This is a genomic window from Mammaliicoccus vitulinus, assembly GCF_029024305.1.
GTDB classification, from domain to species: domain Bacteria; phylum Bacillota; class Bacilli; order Staphylococcales; family Staphylococcaceae; genus Mammaliicoccus; species Mammaliicoccus vitulinus.
Map to the genome: position 1 here is coordinate 2199448 of NZ_CP118974.1, position 18034 is coordinate 2217481.

Sequence of the window (18034 nt, forward strand, 5' to 3'; positions counted from 1 at the left end):
TTTCACCATTTACGCATACACTGTATAAAAAAGGAGCGACATTAAATTTTGAATAAACATACTGATTTACGTGTTATAAAAACTAAAAAAGCTTTAAATGAAACTTTAATTAAGCTCTTAACTATTAAAAATTTCTCTGATATAACAGTGAATGAAATTTGTGAGAAATCGCTCATACATCGTACAACTTTCTATAAGCATTTCATGGATAAATTCGATTTATTACAATATACGTTAAGCGAAAACACTAAAGGTTTCTTCAAGTTGGATCTATATGATCGTTTACATAAACCATTTCAATCTATGGAAAAAGCCTTTATAGATAAATTAAATGATGTATTCGATAAACAAATGGATAACAACGACACTGCATTTATCGATGAGCTTATTAAGCATTTCATAGAAGTCTTTAGTAAAGATTTCAAAGATAATATCGATAAAGTCTCTACGCCAACACATTTACCACAATCTTTACTACCTTATATATACGGAACAAATTTAGCGGCCATTATACATTGGTCTGATTCAGTACAAGGTGGATTAGACTTCGAAAAACTAGATGAAATATTCAACGAAATCAATATCATTAGTTTAAATGAAACAAAATAAAAAGAACGCAAACTCTTCAAAAAACAAGAATTTGCGTTCTTTTATATTATGCTTATTTTTGTACTAAATTATTTACGTAATCTTTGAATGCTTCTTTGTCGCCTTCTTCGATATCTATCATAGCAACTTTACCTTGTGGGAATTCAATAAATAAGACACCTTTATCTTCTATTGTTACAGCTTTAATATCTTGATAGCTGAACACTCTTTTATAAGGTTCGCCGTTCATATCCACGCTCATAATAACACGCTCGTTTGTTGTAATATACGCACCTTTAAATTGTGATTGTTCGCCTACTTTATATATGATGGTTCCTAACAAACTTGGTCCAACTTTTTCTGTAGGATATAATTCATTTTCATCAATTTCATTTAATTTCATACGTTAACCCTCCATTTCGTTACTTTCTTTATTGTACGAAATAACTAGAGCATGAAACAAATATTATGATTGGTCTCTTTATAATGATTCTTCTCTATATACTTTTCTTCTAGAAAGTCCAATTGTAACAATAAAGGCAACGACGATTGCTATCGCCATACCAATTATATAATTTAACCAACTACCTGTTGCAATTGAAATAAATCCTGGTAATCCTGCTGTTCCTAATGCGATTGCTTTTACTTTTGTAGCAGCTACGAAACAAGATCCAGCTCCTGAGCCTACTATTGCACCGATAAATGGATAGCGTAATTTCAAGTTCACACCAAACATTGCTGGTTCAGTAATTCCTAATAACGCTGAGATGCCGGCTGCTGAAGCTGTACCTTTCATTTTTTTATTTTTCACAATAAAGAATGCTGCCAATGTTGCTGCACCTTGGGCTACGTTAGACATTGCAGCTATCGGGAATATAAATGATCCGCCTGTATTTGCTTGATCTGCAATTAAAGTTGTTTCAATTGCGATAAAGCTGTGATGCATACCTGTAATAACAATTGGTCCGTATAGTAAACCGAATAGTAGTCCACCTATCGCGCCTCCTGATTCATATAACCATGTTAAACCGTCTGATAAGAAGTAACCCGCTGTTCGCGTCACTGGTCCTACTACTAAAAATGTAACGAATGCTGTAAAGAATAATGATAATAACGGTGTCAATAAATTATCTAATGTAGATGGAATGACTTTTCTAAATCCAAGTTCTAACTTAGCCAATATGTATGATGCTACTAATATTGGAAGTACTTGACCTTGGTAACCAACCATTTTTATAGATAAACCGAATAATTCCCATGTAGGAATTTTATCTCCATTTACTAAAGCTTTTGGATAATCATAGCCATTCATTAAATCTGGATGCACGAGTATCATACCAAGTGCTGCACCTAGGAATGCATTTCCTCCGAACCTCTTAGCCGCACTAAATCCAATTAATACTGGTAAAAACACAAATGGTGCATTTGCAAAAATATTAATCATCCCTGCCAAACCAGCAAACTGATCATGTATATCTATAAATGATGATTGATCATAAAATAAACCTTTAGCTGTCAGGATATTATTAATCCCCATCAATAAACCACCTGCTACAATTGCAGGTATAATTGGTACAAATATGTCAGATAACATTTTAACAAATTGCTGTATTGGATTTAATTTCTTAGATGATTGGTCTTTCACTTCAGAATTTGTAGATGCTTCTAACCCTGTTAAAGCTTCCATTTCTGCAAACACTTTGTTGACCGTACCCGACCCAATAATAATTTGATATTGTCCACCTGTTGAAAAAGTACCTTTAACAACATCCATTTGATTCAATTTGTCTTCGTTTACTTGCCCTTCATCTTTTAACACAATCCTTAATCTCGTAGCACAATGCGCAATAGCTTCAATGTTATCTTTCCCGCCTATTGCTTCTGTGATATTCTGGGCTTCCTTTTTATAATTCATTGATTTCCCTCCTCAATTGTCACGCTTTTTGGTACCGGTACCAAAAAGTATCAAAAAAATAATTTTTATACATGATACGATTGTAATCGGTTCCAATTAAATTGTCAATCCTCTATAGACGCTATATGAAAATGTTTTCATTTAACTTTTTATCTTCTACTAAAAATTTTACATTGCCCTCTTTACGCTCATAACACAAAAAATATTGAAATTATTATTCACTATTTTAACATCAATATTCAGAAAAATTTGAAAACACCTGTTTACTTTTATATAATGGTCATTAACTAATGGAAAGGAGTCCTTTTACAATGACTGAACGAATTTATGGTAATACGCCTTGCTTTTTAGGTGGAAAAAACTTAACAAAACAAAAAGATTATGCCACAGATGTTATCGTATATGGTGTACCTTTCGAAGGGCCATGCACTTGGGGAGATTATACGGGGTGTGAATTAGGTCCTAAACAAATCAGATTATCATCTGCTAGATATAGCGGTTATCTTCCTGAATTAGATCATATAGATGTAAATCAGCATTTATCAATTGGTGATGTAGGAGATGTTTCAACAGTTCCTCATGATGTTGATCAAACAGTAAAAAACATTGAATCATTCGCAGAAAATTTATGGCGTTCTAATAAGTTCTTAGTAGGCTTAGGTGGCGACCACGGCATTACATATCCAATTTTAAAAGGTTTAACTAATACCGGGAAAAAAGTCGGCATTATTCATTTAGATGCACATTATGATAATATGCCACACTATGAAAATGAACAATTTGCACGTAACACACCATTTATGAGGTTGTATGAAACAGAAGGCATTCGTAACGAAAGTCTAATCCATACCGGCATACACGGACCTCGTAATCAGCCAGAAACAGGTAAATTCGCTCAAGAAAATGGCGCTGTTACTATTACAATTAATGAAATTAAAGAAACATCAGACTTAAGAAAATTTGCCCAGGACATCTACGCGCAAGCTAGTAAAGATGTAGATGTTGTTTATTTAACAATATGTAGTGATGTATTAGATTTCGCCTTTAATCCAGGAGGTCCAGTAGATGGTAACGGCCTTACAAGTTATGAATTACTTACGATGATTTACGAATTTGGTAAATTAGGACTTGTTGGAATGGATTTTGTAGAAGTTTATCCAATGCAAGATGCTAATCAGAATTCATCTCACTTTGTATCAACAGCTGTGCTTTATGTATTAGCAGGACACATTAAATACTTAAATAAAGTTTAATGCTGATTGACGAAGGGATGGATTCATATGGCAGAAAAGAGAGAAAGAAGTAAGTTTAGTATATTCGGTCCTGGTATGATCATTACCGCTTCATTTATCGGTCCAGGGACTGTCACAACTATGACTCAAGGTGGCGCAGGATTTGGTTATAGTCTGCTTTGGGCAGTTATATTTTCAATTATTGCAACCATTGCATTACAGGAAATGGTCGCTCGATTAGCGCTCGTTACAAATGAAGGTTTAGGTGAAGCGATTCGTGATATTTTTAATCATCATTTACTTAAAATTATCACTGTTTGGTTTAGTATGGTTGCTGTAGCAGTAGGTTGTGCAGCATACATATCCGGTGATTTATTAGGTACTTCTCTAGGGGCTGCCTACTTACTCGATATACCTGAAAATTTAATCGCTCCAGTAATTGGTGTTGTCATATTATTAATAGGATTAAAAGGGAGTTATGCTTTAATTGAAAAAGTCATGACCATTCTCGTTCTTATTATGGGTGTTATTTTTATAACAACTGTCATTATCATTCAACCAGATTTTGGTGCTGTACTAAAAGGGGCATTCATACCGAGTATACCTAACGGCTCTCTTTTAACCATTATTGCCTTAATAGGGACTACTGTTGTTCCGTATAACTTTTTTATACATGCAACTTCTGTCCATGAACGTTTTAACGGCGTAAAAGATTTAAAATTGGTTAGACTTGATACATTTATCGCTATCGGTCTTGGTGGACTTATATCAGCAGCTATTCTGATAACAGCTGGTACATTAATAGACGGTAAAGAAGTAACGAGTTTAGTTGAGTTATCTGAGCCACTTAAACCAATTCTCGGTGATTTAGCACCATTATTTATGAGTATCGGTTTATTCTCAGCAGGTTTATCTTCTGCAATTGCCTCTCCAATGGGCGCAGCAGCTACTATAAGCAGCTGTCTTCGTTGGGAAGGTGGTGTAAAAAGCAAAAAATATCGTCTCGTTTTTGCAATTGTCATTTTCATCGGTATTATTACTTCTTCTTTAGGATTTGAACCATTAGAAGTATTATTAATTGCTCAAGCACTAAACGGTATCATTTTACCGCTTATTGCAGTATTAATTTTTATTATCTTAAACAAGAAAAATATGATGGGCAAATTTGCTAACGGAATTGTGCTTAATATTATAGGACTTTTCGTCGTTATAACCGTATCATTCTTAGGCATTTATAGTTTAATAGATGCCGTTCAAAGTTTTATGAGTTAATTAATAAGAGTGGGACATAATATACCCGTTCTCAAAATAAAAGAGCTCTTCATTAGGTTATAGCCTAGTGAAGAGTTCTTTTCATATGTTTGAATTTTACGATTTTGAAAGTGCATGCTTGCCTGGGGGTATGGTTCGAATACTCAAAAGATATCGTGCGATTTTGGTAAAATATGGGTAAAGCGCACGAAGACTCAAAAGATATTGTGCGATTTTGGCAAAATATGGATAAAACGCACGAAGACTCAACAGATATTGTGCGATTCAAGTGAAATCTGGAGTGTTAATGTCCTACTCCTATTTCTTCTTATAAAGTTGTTTCTACTATATAATCAGTAGAAACATCATCACCTGCTATAAATTGATGAGAACCTACTATTTTATATCCGTGCTTAGTATAAAATTTTAATGCTTGATGGTTATGTTCCCAAACGCCAAGCCATAATTTTTTCTTGTGTTCTTTTTCAGCGATTTCGAAAGCTTGTTTCATTAATTTACTGCCGATACCTTTAGATTGAAATTGTTTATACATATACAACCTTTGAACTTCTAAATAGTCCTCACCCATAGATTCTGTTTGTGCATCTCCTACATTTAATTTCATGTATCCTGCAACTTCCCCATCTATTTTAGCAAAATAATACCATGACTGTTGATTATGTAATTCATCTAACAGTACTTTATGATTATACGCTTCATCAAAATAAGCAAATAAATCTTGTTGAGACATATCATGTTCAAACGTGTCTTTAAACGTTGTTTTACAAATATCAGATAACGCTTCAACTTCTTCATCTTTAACCGCTACGATTTCAATTTCGTTCATGTACCCGACCTTCTTCCACAATTAATGTTCAATATTTTTATCATCATATCAAAGATAAGGTTTAAATTAAATATGTTAAACTAATAAAAAAGGAGTGAATTATTTTATGACAAAACTTACGATTTATTTAGCTGGACAAATTCATGATAATTGGAGAGAAGACATCACTCAAAAAGCAGAAGAAAACAACTTGCCATTAACGTTTGTAGGTCCACAAACAAATCATGATCGCTCTGATAACATTGGAGAAGCTATATTAGGCGAACAACCGAACAACTATTACAAAGATAACGCAGCATCAGATATCAATAACTTACGTACACAAGTATTAATGAACAAAGCCGATATTGTCATAGCTTTATTTGGAGAAAAATATAAACAATGGAATACAGCAATGGATGCATCAACAGCAGTTGCATTAAACAAACCATTGATTCTTGTACGTCCTACAGATTTAATCCATCCATTAAAAGAACTATCAAACAAAGCTAATGTCACTGTAGAAACAATAGACCAAGCGCTAGATGTTATTAAATATATTTATGAATAAACTGTTCTAATGAATGGATTGAGACTCTAATGAGCTTGTGTTACAACCTTGCTCGTTAGAGTTCTTATTTAAGTTTATATACGCTCACTCACTTCACTTTTTTCAATTGCATATGTTTCTTATATTTAAAGTAAACTTTTGCTAATAAATCTGCAATAAGCAATCCAAGTGCGATGGAACTTGATATTAAAGCCACTTTTATCATTGTGATCAATGCCTCATGATAGTCATTGAGAACTAGATTTTTAATAGCTTCATACGCTGTGCCTCCTGGTACAAGAGGGATAATGCCAGGAATTATAAATAAGATCACTGGGGAGAAGAATTTTTTACTCATAAAGTTCGCCATTATTCCTATGAAAAAACCGCCTATAAATGAGGATTGTATATCGGATTCATTCCACAACAAACTCGATTGAAATGCTATCCACCCTATTGCGCCAACTATTCCTGCAGGTACTAGTATATATTTAGGTGAATTAAATAATATGCCAAATAAGAAAGATACGCCAAAACTAAACACTATATTCAATATGATTGTTATGATCATAACTCACCTCTCAAGAGAAAATTAGCAATACAATACCTACGCCTACACCTATTGCGATTGAAGTAAACGTCGCTTCTAAACCTTTAGAAATACCTACTAACAATTGCCCTAAAAACAAATCTTGTATTGCATTTGTAATCAATACGCCGGGGACTATAGGCATTACTGCTGATATAATGGCAATATTCAATGTATCTCCACCTAATAGCATTTGATTATATACAGCAATTAAAGCAATTGCGCAAGCCGCAACGATTTCTGCGATAAACTTCACGCTCGTCCATGAATGTAATAATTCTACTATACAATAACCTATTGCACCTGCAATAAAGGTCGCAATGATATCTTCTTTCGCACCACTGAATAAATATGAGAAAAATACTGAAATGAGACCAGCAGCTATCATTTTAAATGGAAGTGAATATGGTAATGGTGATTCATGTATAGTACGAATTCTCTTTAACGCTTCTTCAGCTGTTATTTGTCCTTTTTCTAACATTCTCGAAACATTATTTACATAATGAATATCTCCCAAGTTAGTATCTCTTTTTTTCACTCTATAAACTCTTATATTATCGTCTATATCTAATGCAAAGTTTATAATAGTAGAACTTACATAACATTGATTATTAGGATAACCTAAATGCTTAGCCATTCTAAACATCGTATCCTCTACGCGAAACGCCTCTGAACCCGCTTCTAAAAGAACTAGCCCTGCATTCATGACTATTTCTTGAACTAATTCTTTTGGATAATGTTGCTGATTCATACTATACACACCTCGTTTCTTCGTTACATCTATAATAGAATATCAAATAATAGATTACAATTTAACTCTAAATACAATAAAACACAAAATTTTATATTGATTCTAACAAAAATTCACTAAAACACTATTGCGTAACATATTTTCTTCTATTTTATGAACATTTCTGATACAACTTGACTTTACACACAATTCATAATAGGCTTAATTTTGACGTAAGGAGGATGATAAAATGGATTTACCACCAATCAATAAGCAGCTTGGTTTCTTATTATATGTTGCGTCAAAAGAACTCATTAAAAAATATACACCAATGTTGAAAAAATATAACTTAACTTATACCGGTTATATCGTTCTTGTATCTATAGATAAAAACGAAGTCATCAATATTAAAACTTTAGGCGATAGACTATATTTGGATTCTGGCACTTTAACACCACTTTTAAAAAAACTTGAAGAAAAAGGATTCATTAACCGTGAAAGAGCGATTAATGATGAAAGAAATTTACGAGTTTCTCTTACTGAAGAAGGCATTGAAACACAAGGTCAAATTTCAGAAGAAGTATTAAAAGTATTTAAAGAACTAGATATGGATTATGAAGACATCACAGAATTAAGAGATTCTATAGAAAAATTTATTCAAACGAATCTGAATAAAAATTTATCTGAATAACTCATCTATAAACTAAATCCCACCATTATTATTTTGGTGGGATTTAGTTTATCTGTTGTGAGTATGGTATGGACACGTGATAATATGGTCATCTATAATACCGATACTTTGCAAAAATGAATACACGATTTTCGGACCAACAAATTTAAACCCTAATTTCTTCAAATCTTTACTTAGTTTTATCGAAAGTTCAGTTTCTGCAGGTACATCATTTGTGCGCTGCCACTTATTGATAATAGGTTGACCATCTACGTAAGACCATAAAAAGTCTGCTAAACTTCCATATTCTCGTTGAACATCTTGGGCGATGATTGCATTATTTCTGACAGATTGAATTTTTCCTTTATGTTTTATAACATTATATTCTGTTCTAATGTTCTCTAATTCTTCGTCTGTTAGTTGCGCACACTTTTCTATATCAAACTGTTTAAACGCCTCTTGATACGCTTCACGCTTTTGTATGACTGTTTCCCATGATAATCCTGCCTGCGCACCTTCTAAAGAAAGCAATTCAAATATATATTGATCATCTTTGTTAATTCTACACCATTCTTCTTTATGGTATTTTTTCATTAACTCACTACTTGGCCATGTACATTCAGTCATTCTCGCTCACTCATTTCATATTTTCTTTTTTATCATATTTATGATTTCGTACCATAAATATGATAATCGTTAACCCAAATACACTTAAAATGAACATCGTCTCCCAAACACCTAATTTAAAAGGCACGCCTAATGCTGTGTACAAATCTTTAATAACTAGAAAAGTAAACAACGCCATCATTTCAAACTTAATAAAATAAATAAGTAATTTAGCATTTTCTATTTGTGCTTTGTTTGGCTGACCGTAAAGTGATGGAACATGTATGTATTTATCTAACTTTGGATTACGCACAATATAATGAAGGATTAACCAAATCAATAATCCTAAAGCTGGCATCATAAAGACAAAAGTCTTTGTTGCCCATGCATCTGGATTTCCAGCAAAGTTATAATGACTCGGAATTTTATCGGGCAACTCATTAAAGTTAATCATGATTAATATAATAGAAAGTAACCACATCACAATACTTGATATATCTAGCATACGTTTGAGCACGACATATCCCCCTTTATATAAAAAGAGCAACAAGTACATATAATGTGCTTGCTGCTCTTAAATTTAAACTTTCAAATTGTTTATATAGCTTACCAAGCAAATAATCCAACAAATGCTGCTGTTAACAGTGATACTAATATACCTGAAAGCAACATCATCGGCACATATTTAGATACAAAATTAGATACATCATCTTTGACAATACCTTTTAATGTTCCTATTATCATACCAATTGTCGAGAAATTAGCAAATGATACTAAGAAAGTACTAATAACCGCTGCTCTGTGTGTTGAATATTCACTTATCTCTTTACTGATTGTACTCATCACAACAAATTCATTTGTTACAATTTTAAGTGCCATTTGTTGAGCCACTACCCAAGCTTCCCCAATTGGCATACCAAGTAAAATCGCAAATGGGAACATAAAGATACCGAGTATATACTCTAACCTTATGTCTGGTAAGTATGGAATAGGATCCATAATACCTAATAACTTATTAATCAAGTCTGCAATTGCAACAAATGCGATTACAAACGCAATGATGATCAATACAAGTTTACCTGCATTGATTACTGAATCCCCCAGAAATGAGAAGAATGGTTGTCTTTCCCCTTCGTCAATCTCAGCTACCACATCATCTTCTGGATCTAAATCAAATGGATTTAAAATAGTTGTTACAATAATCGCATTAATTATGTTTAATGGTATCGCAGTTAATACATACTCCCCTGGAATCATTGTTACATACGCACCAACAATCGCACCTGAAACCGAACTCATTGACATCATGGCAACTGTTAATACTCTGACTTTATTCATAGACGTTAACTGTTTAGATGATACTGCTAAAGCTTCCGTATTTCCTAAAAACATCATTTCAATAGAGAAAAACGACTCAAACTTAGGTTGTCTCGTTACTTTTGAAATAAACCAACCTAATATTGAAATGAATTTTGGTAAAATACCTAAATACATTAAGATATCAAATATCGGTACAACTAGTAGAATTGGTAGTAACGCTGAAACTGCCATATCCATATTCCCTGGTCCTGGCGCTGTGAAGCTACCAAATGCAAATCCAATTCCCGAAAAAGCAGATTCTAAAAGCCACGACACACCATCAGCCGCACCTTTAACAAATTTTGCTCCAAAAGAAAATTGAGTGAAAAACCATGCTAATGCTAAGTTAATAGCAATAAGTATGGATACTGATTTCCAATCAATATTCTTTTTATCCCTAGAAAAAAGAAAAGCGACACCAATGAATACCAACAAACCAATTATATTGATGATTAGAAACATTGTTTATTGTCCACCTTTTTATTTATTAAAAACACCACAATTATAACATGCAAATTAAAAGTATGTTACTACATTTTAAAAACACAATTACAATTTTTTAAATAAAATTTAAAAAGCGAATAAACCTAGACGGCTTATTCGCTTAAATTATTATCATATACTCGTTAAATTCTATTATTTAGGATATTGATCAAATTGATTAATAGATTGATCACATTTCATACTTATAGCTAAATAAACTATATAACCAGAAACCAGTACCATGATTAAAGCATACACTGTTAACACATAAATGTTAGATATAATGAATGTATTAAACAGTAATAACATGAGTATCATTATCGCATCAATAATGCTTAATGAAATAACACATACACGCTCCATTTTAACCCTTCTTTTCTCCATAATATGACTCTAGCTATTAGCTACTTACCTTGCGCAATGAGATACATATTACTACATTCATTCTATGAATTCAATACGTTTTACTAAAAATTAAAAAAAGAAATTTTATCTTCAAAAACTTTCGCAAGCTAATTACTGAAGTACGTAAATCATAATATGATATAGTTTACAATTGTAGAGTCTTTATATTTTAAATAGGAGGCATTATAATCATGGAAAATTATAATTTAATTGATGGACAAGTGTTACCGCAAGTAGGATTTGGTACATACAAGCTAAACGGAACAACTGGCGTACATGCCATCGTAAATGCACTAAACAATGGATATCGAATCCTTGATACTGCATATAACTATGAAAATGAAGGTACAGTTGGTAAAGCCATTCAAGAAAGTCACGTAGATCGCGACCAAATTATTGTAACTTCTAAATTACCAGGACGTTATCACAGTTACGATCAAGCAATAAATGCCATTCAAGAATCTATTTATAGACTTGGCGTTGAATATCTCGACTTATATTTAATACATTGGCCAAACCCTAAACAAGGAAAATATGTCGAAGCATGGAAAGCATTAATTGATGCTCAAAAACTTGGACTTATTAAATCTATCGGTGTATGTAACTTCTTAGAAGAGCACATCGAAACATTAGAAAAAGAAACAGGCGTGTTACCAACTGTTAACCAAATAGAATTACACCCTTACTTTAATCAAAAAGACGTACTAGAATACCATAAAGAAAAAGGGATTATAATAGAAGCATGGAGTCCACTAGGTCGAGCATCAGAAGTCATAAACGATGCAAAAATCGGACAAATCGCAGAGAAATATAACAAAACCATTCCACAAATCATCTTGAAATGGCACGTACAAAACGGTGTAGTACCAATCCCTAAATCTACATCAATCGCAAGACAAATACAGAATATAGATATTTTCGATTTCTATTTAGAATCAGAAGACTTAGCTATAATCGATGCATTAACACAAGACAACGGACGTCTTAAAGATCAAGACCCAGCAACATATGAAGAATTTTAAAAAACAAAAAAACCTGCCAACGATCAATCGGCACTGCACCCTTACTAAGGGAGTTCAATAAAAACACTATTTTCTAGGCTGCTAATTCCCTATATTCTATAGGGGATAAGTAGCCTAGTTTTTGTTGAATTCTAACTTTATTATAGTTTTCAATGTAATTTTCGACAATATCTATTACAATAGTATTAGAGCTTCTAAGCTCACTGTTTAAGTAGAATGTTTCACACTTTAGAGAGGCATGAAAACATTCTATTGGGGCATTATCAGCTGGCGTTCCCTTACGGGACATGCTTCTGGTAATGCCTTTTTCTGTACATAGGGCATAGTATTCATAAGAAGTATACACACTTCCTTGATCACTATGTAATATAGCTCCTGGTTCCAATTGAAGTTGTTTTAATGTCTCATTTACTAATTCTTGATTTTGGTTTTTGCCAATTTTATATGCCACAATTTCACCATTGTAAGCATCCATGATAGATGATAGATACAACATTGTATTCCCGAAGGGTAAATAAGTGATATCTGTTAAAAGTACTTCTAAAGGTTTCTCTGTTTTGAAATTTCTATTCAATAGATTATGTGTCTTATAATATGGATTACCTGGTCTTTTCGATTTCTTCACGCGTACTTTACAATTTAAATTATGTTTTTGCATAATTCTTTGTACTTTCTTGTGATTAATTGTTTTATTATTTTTTCTATTTAACAAGGCAGTTATTTTTCTATAGCCATATGTAAAACGATGTTTCTTACATAGTTCTATAATTTCACGTTCATCCTCAGATATACTGAAATCTTTGTTTTTCCATCTGTAATAATTTGATTTTGGAATATCTAAAGCTTCTAAAATGACTTTCACTATATATTTAGATTTCAATTCATTTACTAATTCAACAACTACTTCTGGGACCACTTCCTTTCCAATTCCTTGTACTTTTTTAAAATTTCATTTTCTACTTCTTTGCGCTTTAATTCAATTTTTAGTGTTTCAACAGTACTCAATTCTTCGTTTCCTTTTCCATAGGAATATTGTTTACCTACTTGTTGATTGAATCTATGTGTTTCCCCATTTCTATACCATTTCCACCACACTTTAACTTGAGATTCATTTTTAATATTTAAAGCATCCATTATTTCTCTTGCGCTATATCCTTTAAGTTTCATTTCTACTACTTTATATTTTGTTTCAACTGAATATGCCACTCTTTTCATAGAAAAAACACCTCCGTATAAATTCATTTTAATATGAATTCAACGAATTCATAGTGATTTTCATAACGTGATTTACTATCCATTAAATTAACACCTAAATGTTCTGCTACTTTTGGGCTTGATCCCGTAACAGCATTCCAGGCAATGCGTCCTCCACTCATTAAATCTATTCCCTTAAATTGACGTGCTACAGTATAAGGAAAATTCCACTGAGTATGTACAGTTGATGCCACACCAATGTGTTTAGTTTGTTGTAAAATTGTAGTAGAAGTAATAATAGGTTCAAGCGTCATCGATGGTACATGACTATTATCATCGGGTACTGCTCCAGGGAAATCGCCTACAAAAAGAAATTGAAATTTTCCTTTTTCAGCAAGTTGAGCATAACGAATATCTGCTTTAATATCTGGATAAGTATTACTATTGACTCCTTCGCTTTTCCAGGCTTTAGCATTTGCACCATATGCCCCTGTGAATCCTAATCCTAGCAACATTTGTTTTTTATTTTCAGTCATAAATAGCTCCTTCCAAATTTAGTTTATTTTACAAAATTAGTTTTTATTGTTGATTACGATTGAAATCTGAACAAAATATCCAAAACTCTGAAGCATCTTCAATATAATTTTGATTACCACTGAGTTTCATTATTTCCTTGCGTAAGGAGCTATCAGTCACACGAATAATAGTTACATCTTGTAGCAAGCTGAAAGAAGAAGTTTAATTTGCAGCTTTAAATATTTCGTTAACCTGTTCCTCAGGTATCGCTTTATTTTCGAAATCTCTTATAGAACTATGGTTTTTTAATAAGTCTATTGTTTCATTCATTATATTACCCCTTTTCAATAAATATTATATCTAGTATATTAGTTGAAATAGTATCATTATTGAAGTAGGCAATAAATAATGACATAGTATTAAAAATAGTACTATTTTGACATGTAGGTATTTACATGATTAAAATATGTATAGGAATGTTATTACCATTGGCAATGATTAAAGAAACCTTATATGGATAACTTTATTGATATTTATCTCTAATTTGAATGTTTAGCCATCTCTTAATCTAAATTCAAGCTAAACTTCCATACCCCACTCCCAAACTTTATATAAGCATATGATTTTTTTAATATCCTATTAGAATGATAAGATATAAAGAGTAATGAAAGGAGCGATTTATATGGTAAAACAAGCTAAATTAGGTAAATCAAATATTGAAGTCAATCCAATCGGTTTAGGAACAAATGCTGTTGGGGGACATAATTTATACCCTAACCTTGATGAAGAACAAGGTAAAGATGTTGTTCGCGCTGCGATTGATAATGGCGTAACTTTATTAGATACAGCTTTTATTTATGGTCCTGGTAGATCTGAGGAACTTGTAGGTGAAGTTGTTAAAGAATATGACAGAAAAGATGTTGTCATCGCTACTAAAGGTGCTCATTATTTTGAAGGTGAAGAAACGAAACTTTCTAATGATCCTGAATTTCTTAAAGAACAAGTTGAAAATAGCCTTAAAAGACTTCAAACTGACTATATAGATTTATATTATATTCATTTCCCAGATGATGAAACACCTAAAGATGAAGCAGTTGCTGCATTACAAGAGTTAAAAGATGCTGGCAAGATTAAAGCAATTGGTGTTTCTAATTTTACTTTAGAACAATTAAAAGAAGCTAATAAAAATGGAAATGTTGATGTTATACAACATGAATACAACTTATTAAATCGCGAAAACGAACATATTTTAGAATATACAGCAGAAAATGATATTACGTTTATTCCTTACTTCCCATTAGCTGCTGGATTACTTGCAGGTAAATATGATGAAAATACAACTTTCGATGATTTAAGAGCGGATAAACCTGAATTTCAAGGTGAACAGTTTAAAGAAAACCTTAAAAAAGTTGATAAACTAAGAGAAATTGCTCAAGAACACAATGTTGAAGTTGCACACATTGTACTTGCCTATTATTTAACAAAACCTTCATTGGATGTTATTATTCCTGGAGCTAAGCGAAATGATCAAGTAATAGACAACTTAACAACATTAGATGTACAACTAACTGAAGATAACATTCAGCAAATAGAGTCTCTATTCCCAATTTCATAAAGCAATATTCAACCGAGAAATGAATCATGTTCTCGGTTTTTTTATTTTTATAATGATTTCTCCAAAAAATTACGAGTTCTTTCTATTAATATATTAAGACAATTAACTCATTGATATTGATTATCATTTGCAAATATAGGATAATGATAATAAGTTGAAATATAGGAGGAATCATGACTGATGAATATGACAGACGTTACGATTATAGGCGGGGGTCCTGCGGGTTTGTTCGCGAGTTTCTATTCCGGGTTAAGAGGAATGAGCGTAAGGATACTAGATTTCCAAAGTAAATTAGGCGGCAAAATGCATGTATACCCTGAAAAAGTCATATGGGATATTGGCGCTATAGCTCCAAAACCTTGCTATGAAGTCATCCAAGACTTAGTTCAACAAGGCCTTCATTTTGGTCCAGAAGTTTGTTTAGAAGAAAAAGTTGTCGATATTAAAAAAGTTGAAGAACAACATTTTATTTTATATACAGCAAAAGGAAACGAGTACCATTCTAAATCTATCATTATTGCTGTTGGTGGCGGAATCATTAAACCACTTACGCTAGATATTGAAGGTGCTGAACGCTTTGAACTTTCAAATTTAAATTATGTCGTTCAATCTATTCAAAAATATAAAAATAAACATATACTGATTTCAGGTGCTGGAAATTCTGCATTAGACTGGGCTTGTGATTTATCTGAATATGCTAAAAGTGTCACGATTTGTTATAGAAAAGAAGAAATATCCGGTCATGAACATATGCGTCAATTGTTAGATAAACTCGATATTAGTAAGAAGCCGAGCATGGCTATTAAGCAACTTAACAGTCACCCTGATAAACCAATGATTTCAGAAGTCGTATTAGAGAATGTGGAAACGAAAGAACAAGAAATCATCCCAGTTGATGAAGTTATTATTAGTCATGGTTTTGATCGTGAGTCTGAATTACTTCATAATGCACAAACTAAAGTTAACTTAGTAAATGATTTCTTTATTGAAGGTTTAGGAAATAGTCAAACGTCTGTTCCTGGCATTTTTGGAGCTGGAGACATCCTTAAACATGACGCGAAAGTTCATTTAATCGCATCTTGCTTTAATGACGCTGCCAATGCAGCTAACTTAGCAAAAAGTTATATTGATCCTGACGCACAAGAAGGCGGTCGTGTCTCAAGTCATAATGATGTATTTAAAGAGAAAAATAAAGAAGTTATTAAAAAATATATTGCCCAATCATAAACATAAAGTAGTCTAGCATATTTTCTAGACTGCTTTTTTATGTTCATTCGCTATGTACAAACTGTTTGGGTATATTTTTGTTCAAAATGTCTTAAATAAAATTTAATTTCATCTATAGAAAGATTTTTTTCGTAATCTACCTCGTTAAAAAAGCTTGGTCTCGCAAATTGTGCGTTTCTATTTTGAATCATATCTCTATATTTTTTCGGCGTGACACCATAATATAATTTAAAAGAATGAATATAAGCAGAAACGTTATAGAATCCATGTTTTTCAGAAATGTCTATTACTTTTTCATGCGTATGGATTAAATCATATATACTATTTAATAATCTAATATCTGTTAAATAATCTTTAAAATTCACACCCATTTGTTCTTTAAACATTTTCGAAAAATATGACTCAGATAAATGATACTTATGCGTAAATGTATTAATTGTAATACGTTCGTTGTAATGCTCAAAAATATAATCTTTAATTTCTTCAATTATTGGATTAACATTTTTATGAATAATTGGACAATCATGATTCTTTAAAAATAAACGTTCTTTATAAACTTCTAAAATAGATATAAGCTGTTTCATAATTTTTAAATTCTGATTGTTTTTGTGTGTTAAATTTAAACAACATAAATATATCAACTGATCTCTTAACATCATAATTTCTGATTGTGAAGTAAGATGGTAATGATTAGATAATAATTCTGGTACCATCGTTTCAATTAATGATTCGTATAAATGAATCTGTACAACAATATTCCCTTCCAATACATCTAGTTTATAACATTCATTATGCTTAACAATAAATGTTTCACCTTCTTCGTAAAAAGTGCTTTCATCTTTAATCGTCATCATAACCTTACCTTTAAGCACAACAAAAAAAGAAATCCCGACATGGTTACGATATTTAGTAGCTGAATACTTTAAGTATTTGATTTCATATATATTTCTCACAAAAAATCTCCTAATTCATTTTTATCTTTTGAAATATTTGACAATCATTCATAGTTGAATAAAATGTAAAATTATGAATGCCAAAATATTGAATTATAACGATAATATTATAATTCCAAAACTTTAATGAGTAAATATATAAAAATTAAAAATATCTGTTTTCATATTAAAAAAACAAAAACTGTTTGGGACATAAATCCCAACTTAAAATAAATCACCCAATCCGTTGGAATCATTTTCGGATTGGGTGATTTTATATTTCTGATTTTGTAAAGTGCTGACGCCCGGGGGAATAGTATGCCG

At 32.0% G+C, this 18034-nt stretch carries 20 protein-coding genes; 8 read left to right on the forward strand and 12 right to left on the reverse strand.

Going from position 1 to position 18034, the window contains the following annotated elements; translation table 11 throughout:
• Positions 1 to 48 precede the first annotated feature (48 nt).
• Positions 49 to 609 carry a TetR/AcrR family transcriptional regulator gene (locus PYW35_RS11025; protein ID WP_103323056.1) on the forward strand — a complete coding sequence of 187 codons (561 nt, stop codon included), beginning with the start codon at positions 49 to 51 and terminating at the stop codon, positions 607 to 609.
• 52 nt (positions 610 to 661) lie between these two features.
• On the opposite strand, the gene PYW35_RS11030 is transcribed toward PYW35_RS11025, so the two are convergent.
• Both PYW35_RS11030 and PYW35_RS11035 read right to left on the reverse strand, forming a co-directional pair.
• Positions 662 to 991, reverse strand: coding sequence for a hypothetical protein (locus tag PYW35_RS11030; RefSeq protein WP_103323057.1), 330 nt, complete (start codon positions 989 to 991; stop codon positions 662 to 664).
• 78 nt (positions 992 to 1069) lie between these two features.
• A complete protein-coding gene (locus PYW35_RS11035) occupies positions 1070 to 2503 on the reverse strand; it encodes a sucrose-specific PTS transporter subunit IIBC (protein WP_103323058.1) in 1434 nt (477 codons plus the stop codon).
• A gap of 311 nt (positions 2504 to 2814) precedes the next feature.
• Between PYW35_RS11035 and PYW35_RS11040 the strand changes: the two genes are divergently transcribed.
• On the forward strand, positions 2815 to 3756 hold the full coding sequence (locus PYW35_RS11040) for an agmatinase family protein (RefSeq protein WP_016912723.1): 942 nt from the start codon (positions 2815 to 2817) through the stop codon (positions 3754 to 3756).
• 27 nt (positions 3757 to 3783) lie between these two features.
• Positions 3784 to 5007, forward strand: a complete 1224-nt coding sequence (locus PYW35_RS11045) for an Nramp family divalent metal transporter (protein ID WP_016912722.1) — start codon at positions 3784 to 3786, stop codon at positions 5005 to 5007.
• A gap of 307 nt (positions 5008 to 5314) precedes the next feature.
• Here the strand turns inward: PYW35_RS11045 and PYW35_RS11050 are convergent, their stop codons facing one another.
• A complete protein-coding gene (locus PYW35_RS11050; protein WP_016912771.1) occupies positions 5315 to 5833 on the reverse strand; it encodes a GNAT family N-acetyltransferase in 519 nt (172 codons plus the stop codon).
• Positions 5834 to 5939: 106 nt separating this feature from the next.
• On the opposite strand from PYW35_RS11050, the gene PYW35_RS11055 reads away from it, so the two are divergent.
• Positions 5940 to 6383, forward strand: a complete 444-nt coding sequence (locus PYW35_RS11055; protein ID WP_103323059.1) for a YtoQ family protein — start codon at positions 5940 to 5942, stop codon at positions 6381 to 6383.
• Between the two features lie 88 nt (positions 6384 to 6471).
• On the opposite strand, the gene PYW35_RS11060 is transcribed toward PYW35_RS11055, so the two are convergent.
• Together PYW35_RS11060 and PYW35_RS11065 are read right to left on the reverse strand one after the other, a co-directional pair.
• On the reverse strand, positions 6472 to 6933 hold the full coding sequence (locus tag PYW35_RS11060) for a threonine/serine exporter family protein (protein WP_016912769.1): 462 nt from the start codon (positions 6931 to 6933) through the stop codon (positions 6472 to 6474).
• Between the two features lie 10 nt (positions 6934 to 6943).
• Entirely contained in the window at positions 6944 to 7702 is a 759-nt protein-coding gene (locus PYW35_RS11065) for a threonine/serine exporter family protein (RefSeq protein ID WP_016912768.1), read from the reverse strand.
• 229 nt (positions 7703 to 7931) lie between these two features.
• On the opposite strand from PYW35_RS11065, the gene PYW35_RS11070 reads away from it, so the two are divergent.
• Positions 7932 to 8372, forward strand: coding sequence for a MarR family winged helix-turn-helix transcriptional regulator (locus PYW35_RS11070; protein WP_103323060.1), 441 nt, complete (start codon positions 7932 to 7934; stop codon positions 8370 to 8372).
• A gap of 48 nt (positions 8373 to 8420) precedes the next feature.
• On the opposite strand, the gene PYW35_RS11075 is transcribed toward PYW35_RS11070, so the two are convergent.
• From PYW35_RS11075 to PYW35_RS11090, 4 genes are all read right to left on the reverse strand, one after another.
• Entirely contained in the window at positions 8421 to 8978 is a 558-nt protein-coding gene (locus tag PYW35_RS11075; protein ID WP_103323061.1) for a DNA-3-methyladenine glycosylase I, read from the reverse strand.
• A gap of 10 nt (positions 8979 to 8988) precedes the next feature.
• Complete coding sequence (locus PYW35_RS11080) at positions 8989 to 9474, reverse strand: DUF1648 domain-containing protein (protein WP_016912765.1); 486 nt, start codon at positions 9472 to 9474, stop codon at positions 8989 to 8991.
• Positions 9475 to 9563: 89 nt separating this feature from the next.
• The gene (locus PYW35_RS11085; protein WP_103323062.1) at positions 9564 to 10778 is read right to left on the reverse strand and encodes a NupC/NupG family nucleoside CNT transporter; all 1215 of its coding nucleotides are present in this window, start codon (positions 10776 to 10778) and stop codon (positions 9564 to 9566) included.
• A gap of 174 nt (positions 10779 to 10952) precedes the next feature.
• On the reverse strand, positions 10953 to 11183 hold the full coding sequence (locus PYW35_RS11090) for a hypothetical protein (protein WP_226908932.1): 231 nt from the start codon (positions 11181 to 11183) through the stop codon (positions 10953 to 10955).
• 212 nt (positions 11184 to 11395) lie between these two features.
• On the opposite strand from PYW35_RS11090, the gene PYW35_RS11095 reads away from it, so the two are divergent.
• Entirely contained in the window at positions 11396 to 12226 is an 831-nt protein-coding gene (locus tag PYW35_RS11095; RefSeq protein WP_103323063.1) for an aldo/keto reductase, read from the forward strand.
• A 73-nt stretch (positions 12227 to 12299) separates the two neighbouring features.
• Here the strand turns inward: PYW35_RS11095 and PYW35_RS11100 are convergent.
• Both PYW35_RS11100 and PYW35_RS11105 read right to left on the reverse strand, forming a co-directional pair.
• A protein-coding gene (locus PYW35_RS11100; protein WP_201628971.1) for an IS3 family transposase occupies positions 12300 to 13441 on the reverse strand; the annotation gives its coding sequence in 2 pieces (ribosomal slippage) (positions 12300 to 13171 and positions 13171 to 13441; 1143 coding nt in all).
• 23 nt (positions 13442 to 13464) lie between these two features.
• Positions 13465 to 13956: an LLM class flavin-dependent oxidoreductase gene (locus PYW35_RS11105; RefSeq protein ID WP_226908950.1), complete on the reverse strand. Its 492-nt coding sequence runs from the start codon at positions 13954 to 13956 to the stop codon at positions 13465 to 13467.
• A 662-nt stretch (positions 13957 to 14618) separates the two neighbouring features.
• Between PYW35_RS11105 and PYW35_RS11110 the strand changes: the two genes are divergently transcribed.
• Both PYW35_RS11110 and PYW35_RS11115 read left to right on the forward strand, forming a co-directional pair.
• Positions 14619 to 15551, forward strand: coding sequence for an aldo/keto reductase (locus PYW35_RS11110; RefSeq protein ID WP_016912777.1), 933 nt, complete (start codon positions 14619 to 14621; stop codon positions 15549 to 15551).
• Between the two features lie 186 nt (positions 15552 to 15737).
• Entirely contained in the window at positions 15738 to 16778 is a 1041-nt protein-coding gene (locus PYW35_RS11115) for an NAD(P)/FAD-dependent oxidoreductase (protein ID WP_103323576.1), read from the forward strand.
• A gap of 50 nt (positions 16779 to 16828) precedes the next feature.
• On the opposite strand, the gene PYW35_RS11120 is transcribed toward PYW35_RS11115, so the two are convergent.
• Positions 16829 to 17731: a helix-turn-helix transcriptional regulator gene (locus tag PYW35_RS11120; protein ID WP_103323567.1), complete on the reverse strand. Its 903-nt coding sequence runs from the start codon at positions 17729 to 17731 to the stop codon at positions 16829 to 16831.
• Between the last annotated feature and the right edge of the window lie 303 nt (positions 17732 to 18034).

Coding starts and splice junctions, on each gene's coding strand:
- PYW35_RS11030 (WP_103323057.1), bottom strand. CDS start 991: ATGAAATTAAATGAAATTGATGAAAATGAATTATATCCTACAGAAAAA.
- PYW35_RS11035 (WP_103323058.1), bottom strand. CDS start 2,503: ATGAATTATAAAAAGGAAGCCCAGAATATCACAGAAGCAATAGGCGGG.
- PYW35_RS11040 (WP_016912723.1), top strand. CDS start 2,815: ATGACTGAACGAATTTATGGTAATACGCCTTGCTTTTTAGGTGGAAAA.
- PYW35_RS11045 (WP_016912722.1), top strand. CDS start 3,784: ATGGCAGAAAAGAGAGAAAGAAGTAAGTTTAGTATATTCGGTCCTGGT.
- PYW35_RS11050 (WP_016912771.1), bottom strand. CDS start 5,833: ATGAACGAAATTGAAATCGTAGCGGTTAAAGATGAAGAAGTTGAAGCG.
- PYW35_RS11055 (WP_103323059.1), top strand. CDS start 5,940: ATGACAAAACTTACGATTTATTTAGCTGGACAAATTCATGATAATTGG.
- PYW35_RS11060 (WP_016912769.1), bottom strand. CDS start 6,933: ATGATCATAACAATCATATTGAATATAGTGTTTAGTTTTGGCGTATCT.
- PYW35_RS11065 (WP_016912768.1), bottom strand. CDS start 7,702: ATGAATCAGCAACATTATCCAAAAGAATTAGTTCAAGAAATAGTCATG.
- PYW35_RS11070 (WP_103323060.1), top strand. CDS start 7,932: ATGGATTTACCACCAATCAATAAGCAGCTTGGTTTCTTATTATATGTT.
- PYW35_RS11075 (WP_103323061.1), bottom strand. CDS start 8,978: ATGACTGAATGTACATGGCCAAGTAGTGAGTTAATGAAAAAATACCAT.
- PYW35_RS11085 (WP_103323062.1), bottom strand. CDS start 10,778: ATGTTTCTAATCATCAATATAATTGGTTTGTTGGTATTCATTGGTGTC.
- PYW35_RS11090 (WP_226908932.1), bottom strand. CDS start 11,183: ATGGAGAAAAGAAGGGTTAAAATGGAGCGTGTATGTGTTATTTCATTA.
- PYW35_RS11095 (WP_103323063.1), top strand. CDS start 11,396: ATGGAAAATTATAATTTAATTGATGGACAAGTGTTACCGCAAGTAGGA.
- PYW35_RS11105 (WP_226908950.1), bottom strand. CDS start 13,956: ATGACTGAAAATAAAAAACAAATGTTGCTAGGATTAGGATTCACAGGG.
- PYW35_RS11110 (WP_016912777.1), top strand. CDS start 14,619: ATGGTAAAACAAGCTAAATTAGGTAAATCAAATATTGAAGTCAATCCA.
- PYW35_RS11115 (WP_103323576.1), top strand. CDS start 15,738: ATGACAGACGTTACGATTATAGGCGGGGGTCCTGCGGGTTTGTTCGCG.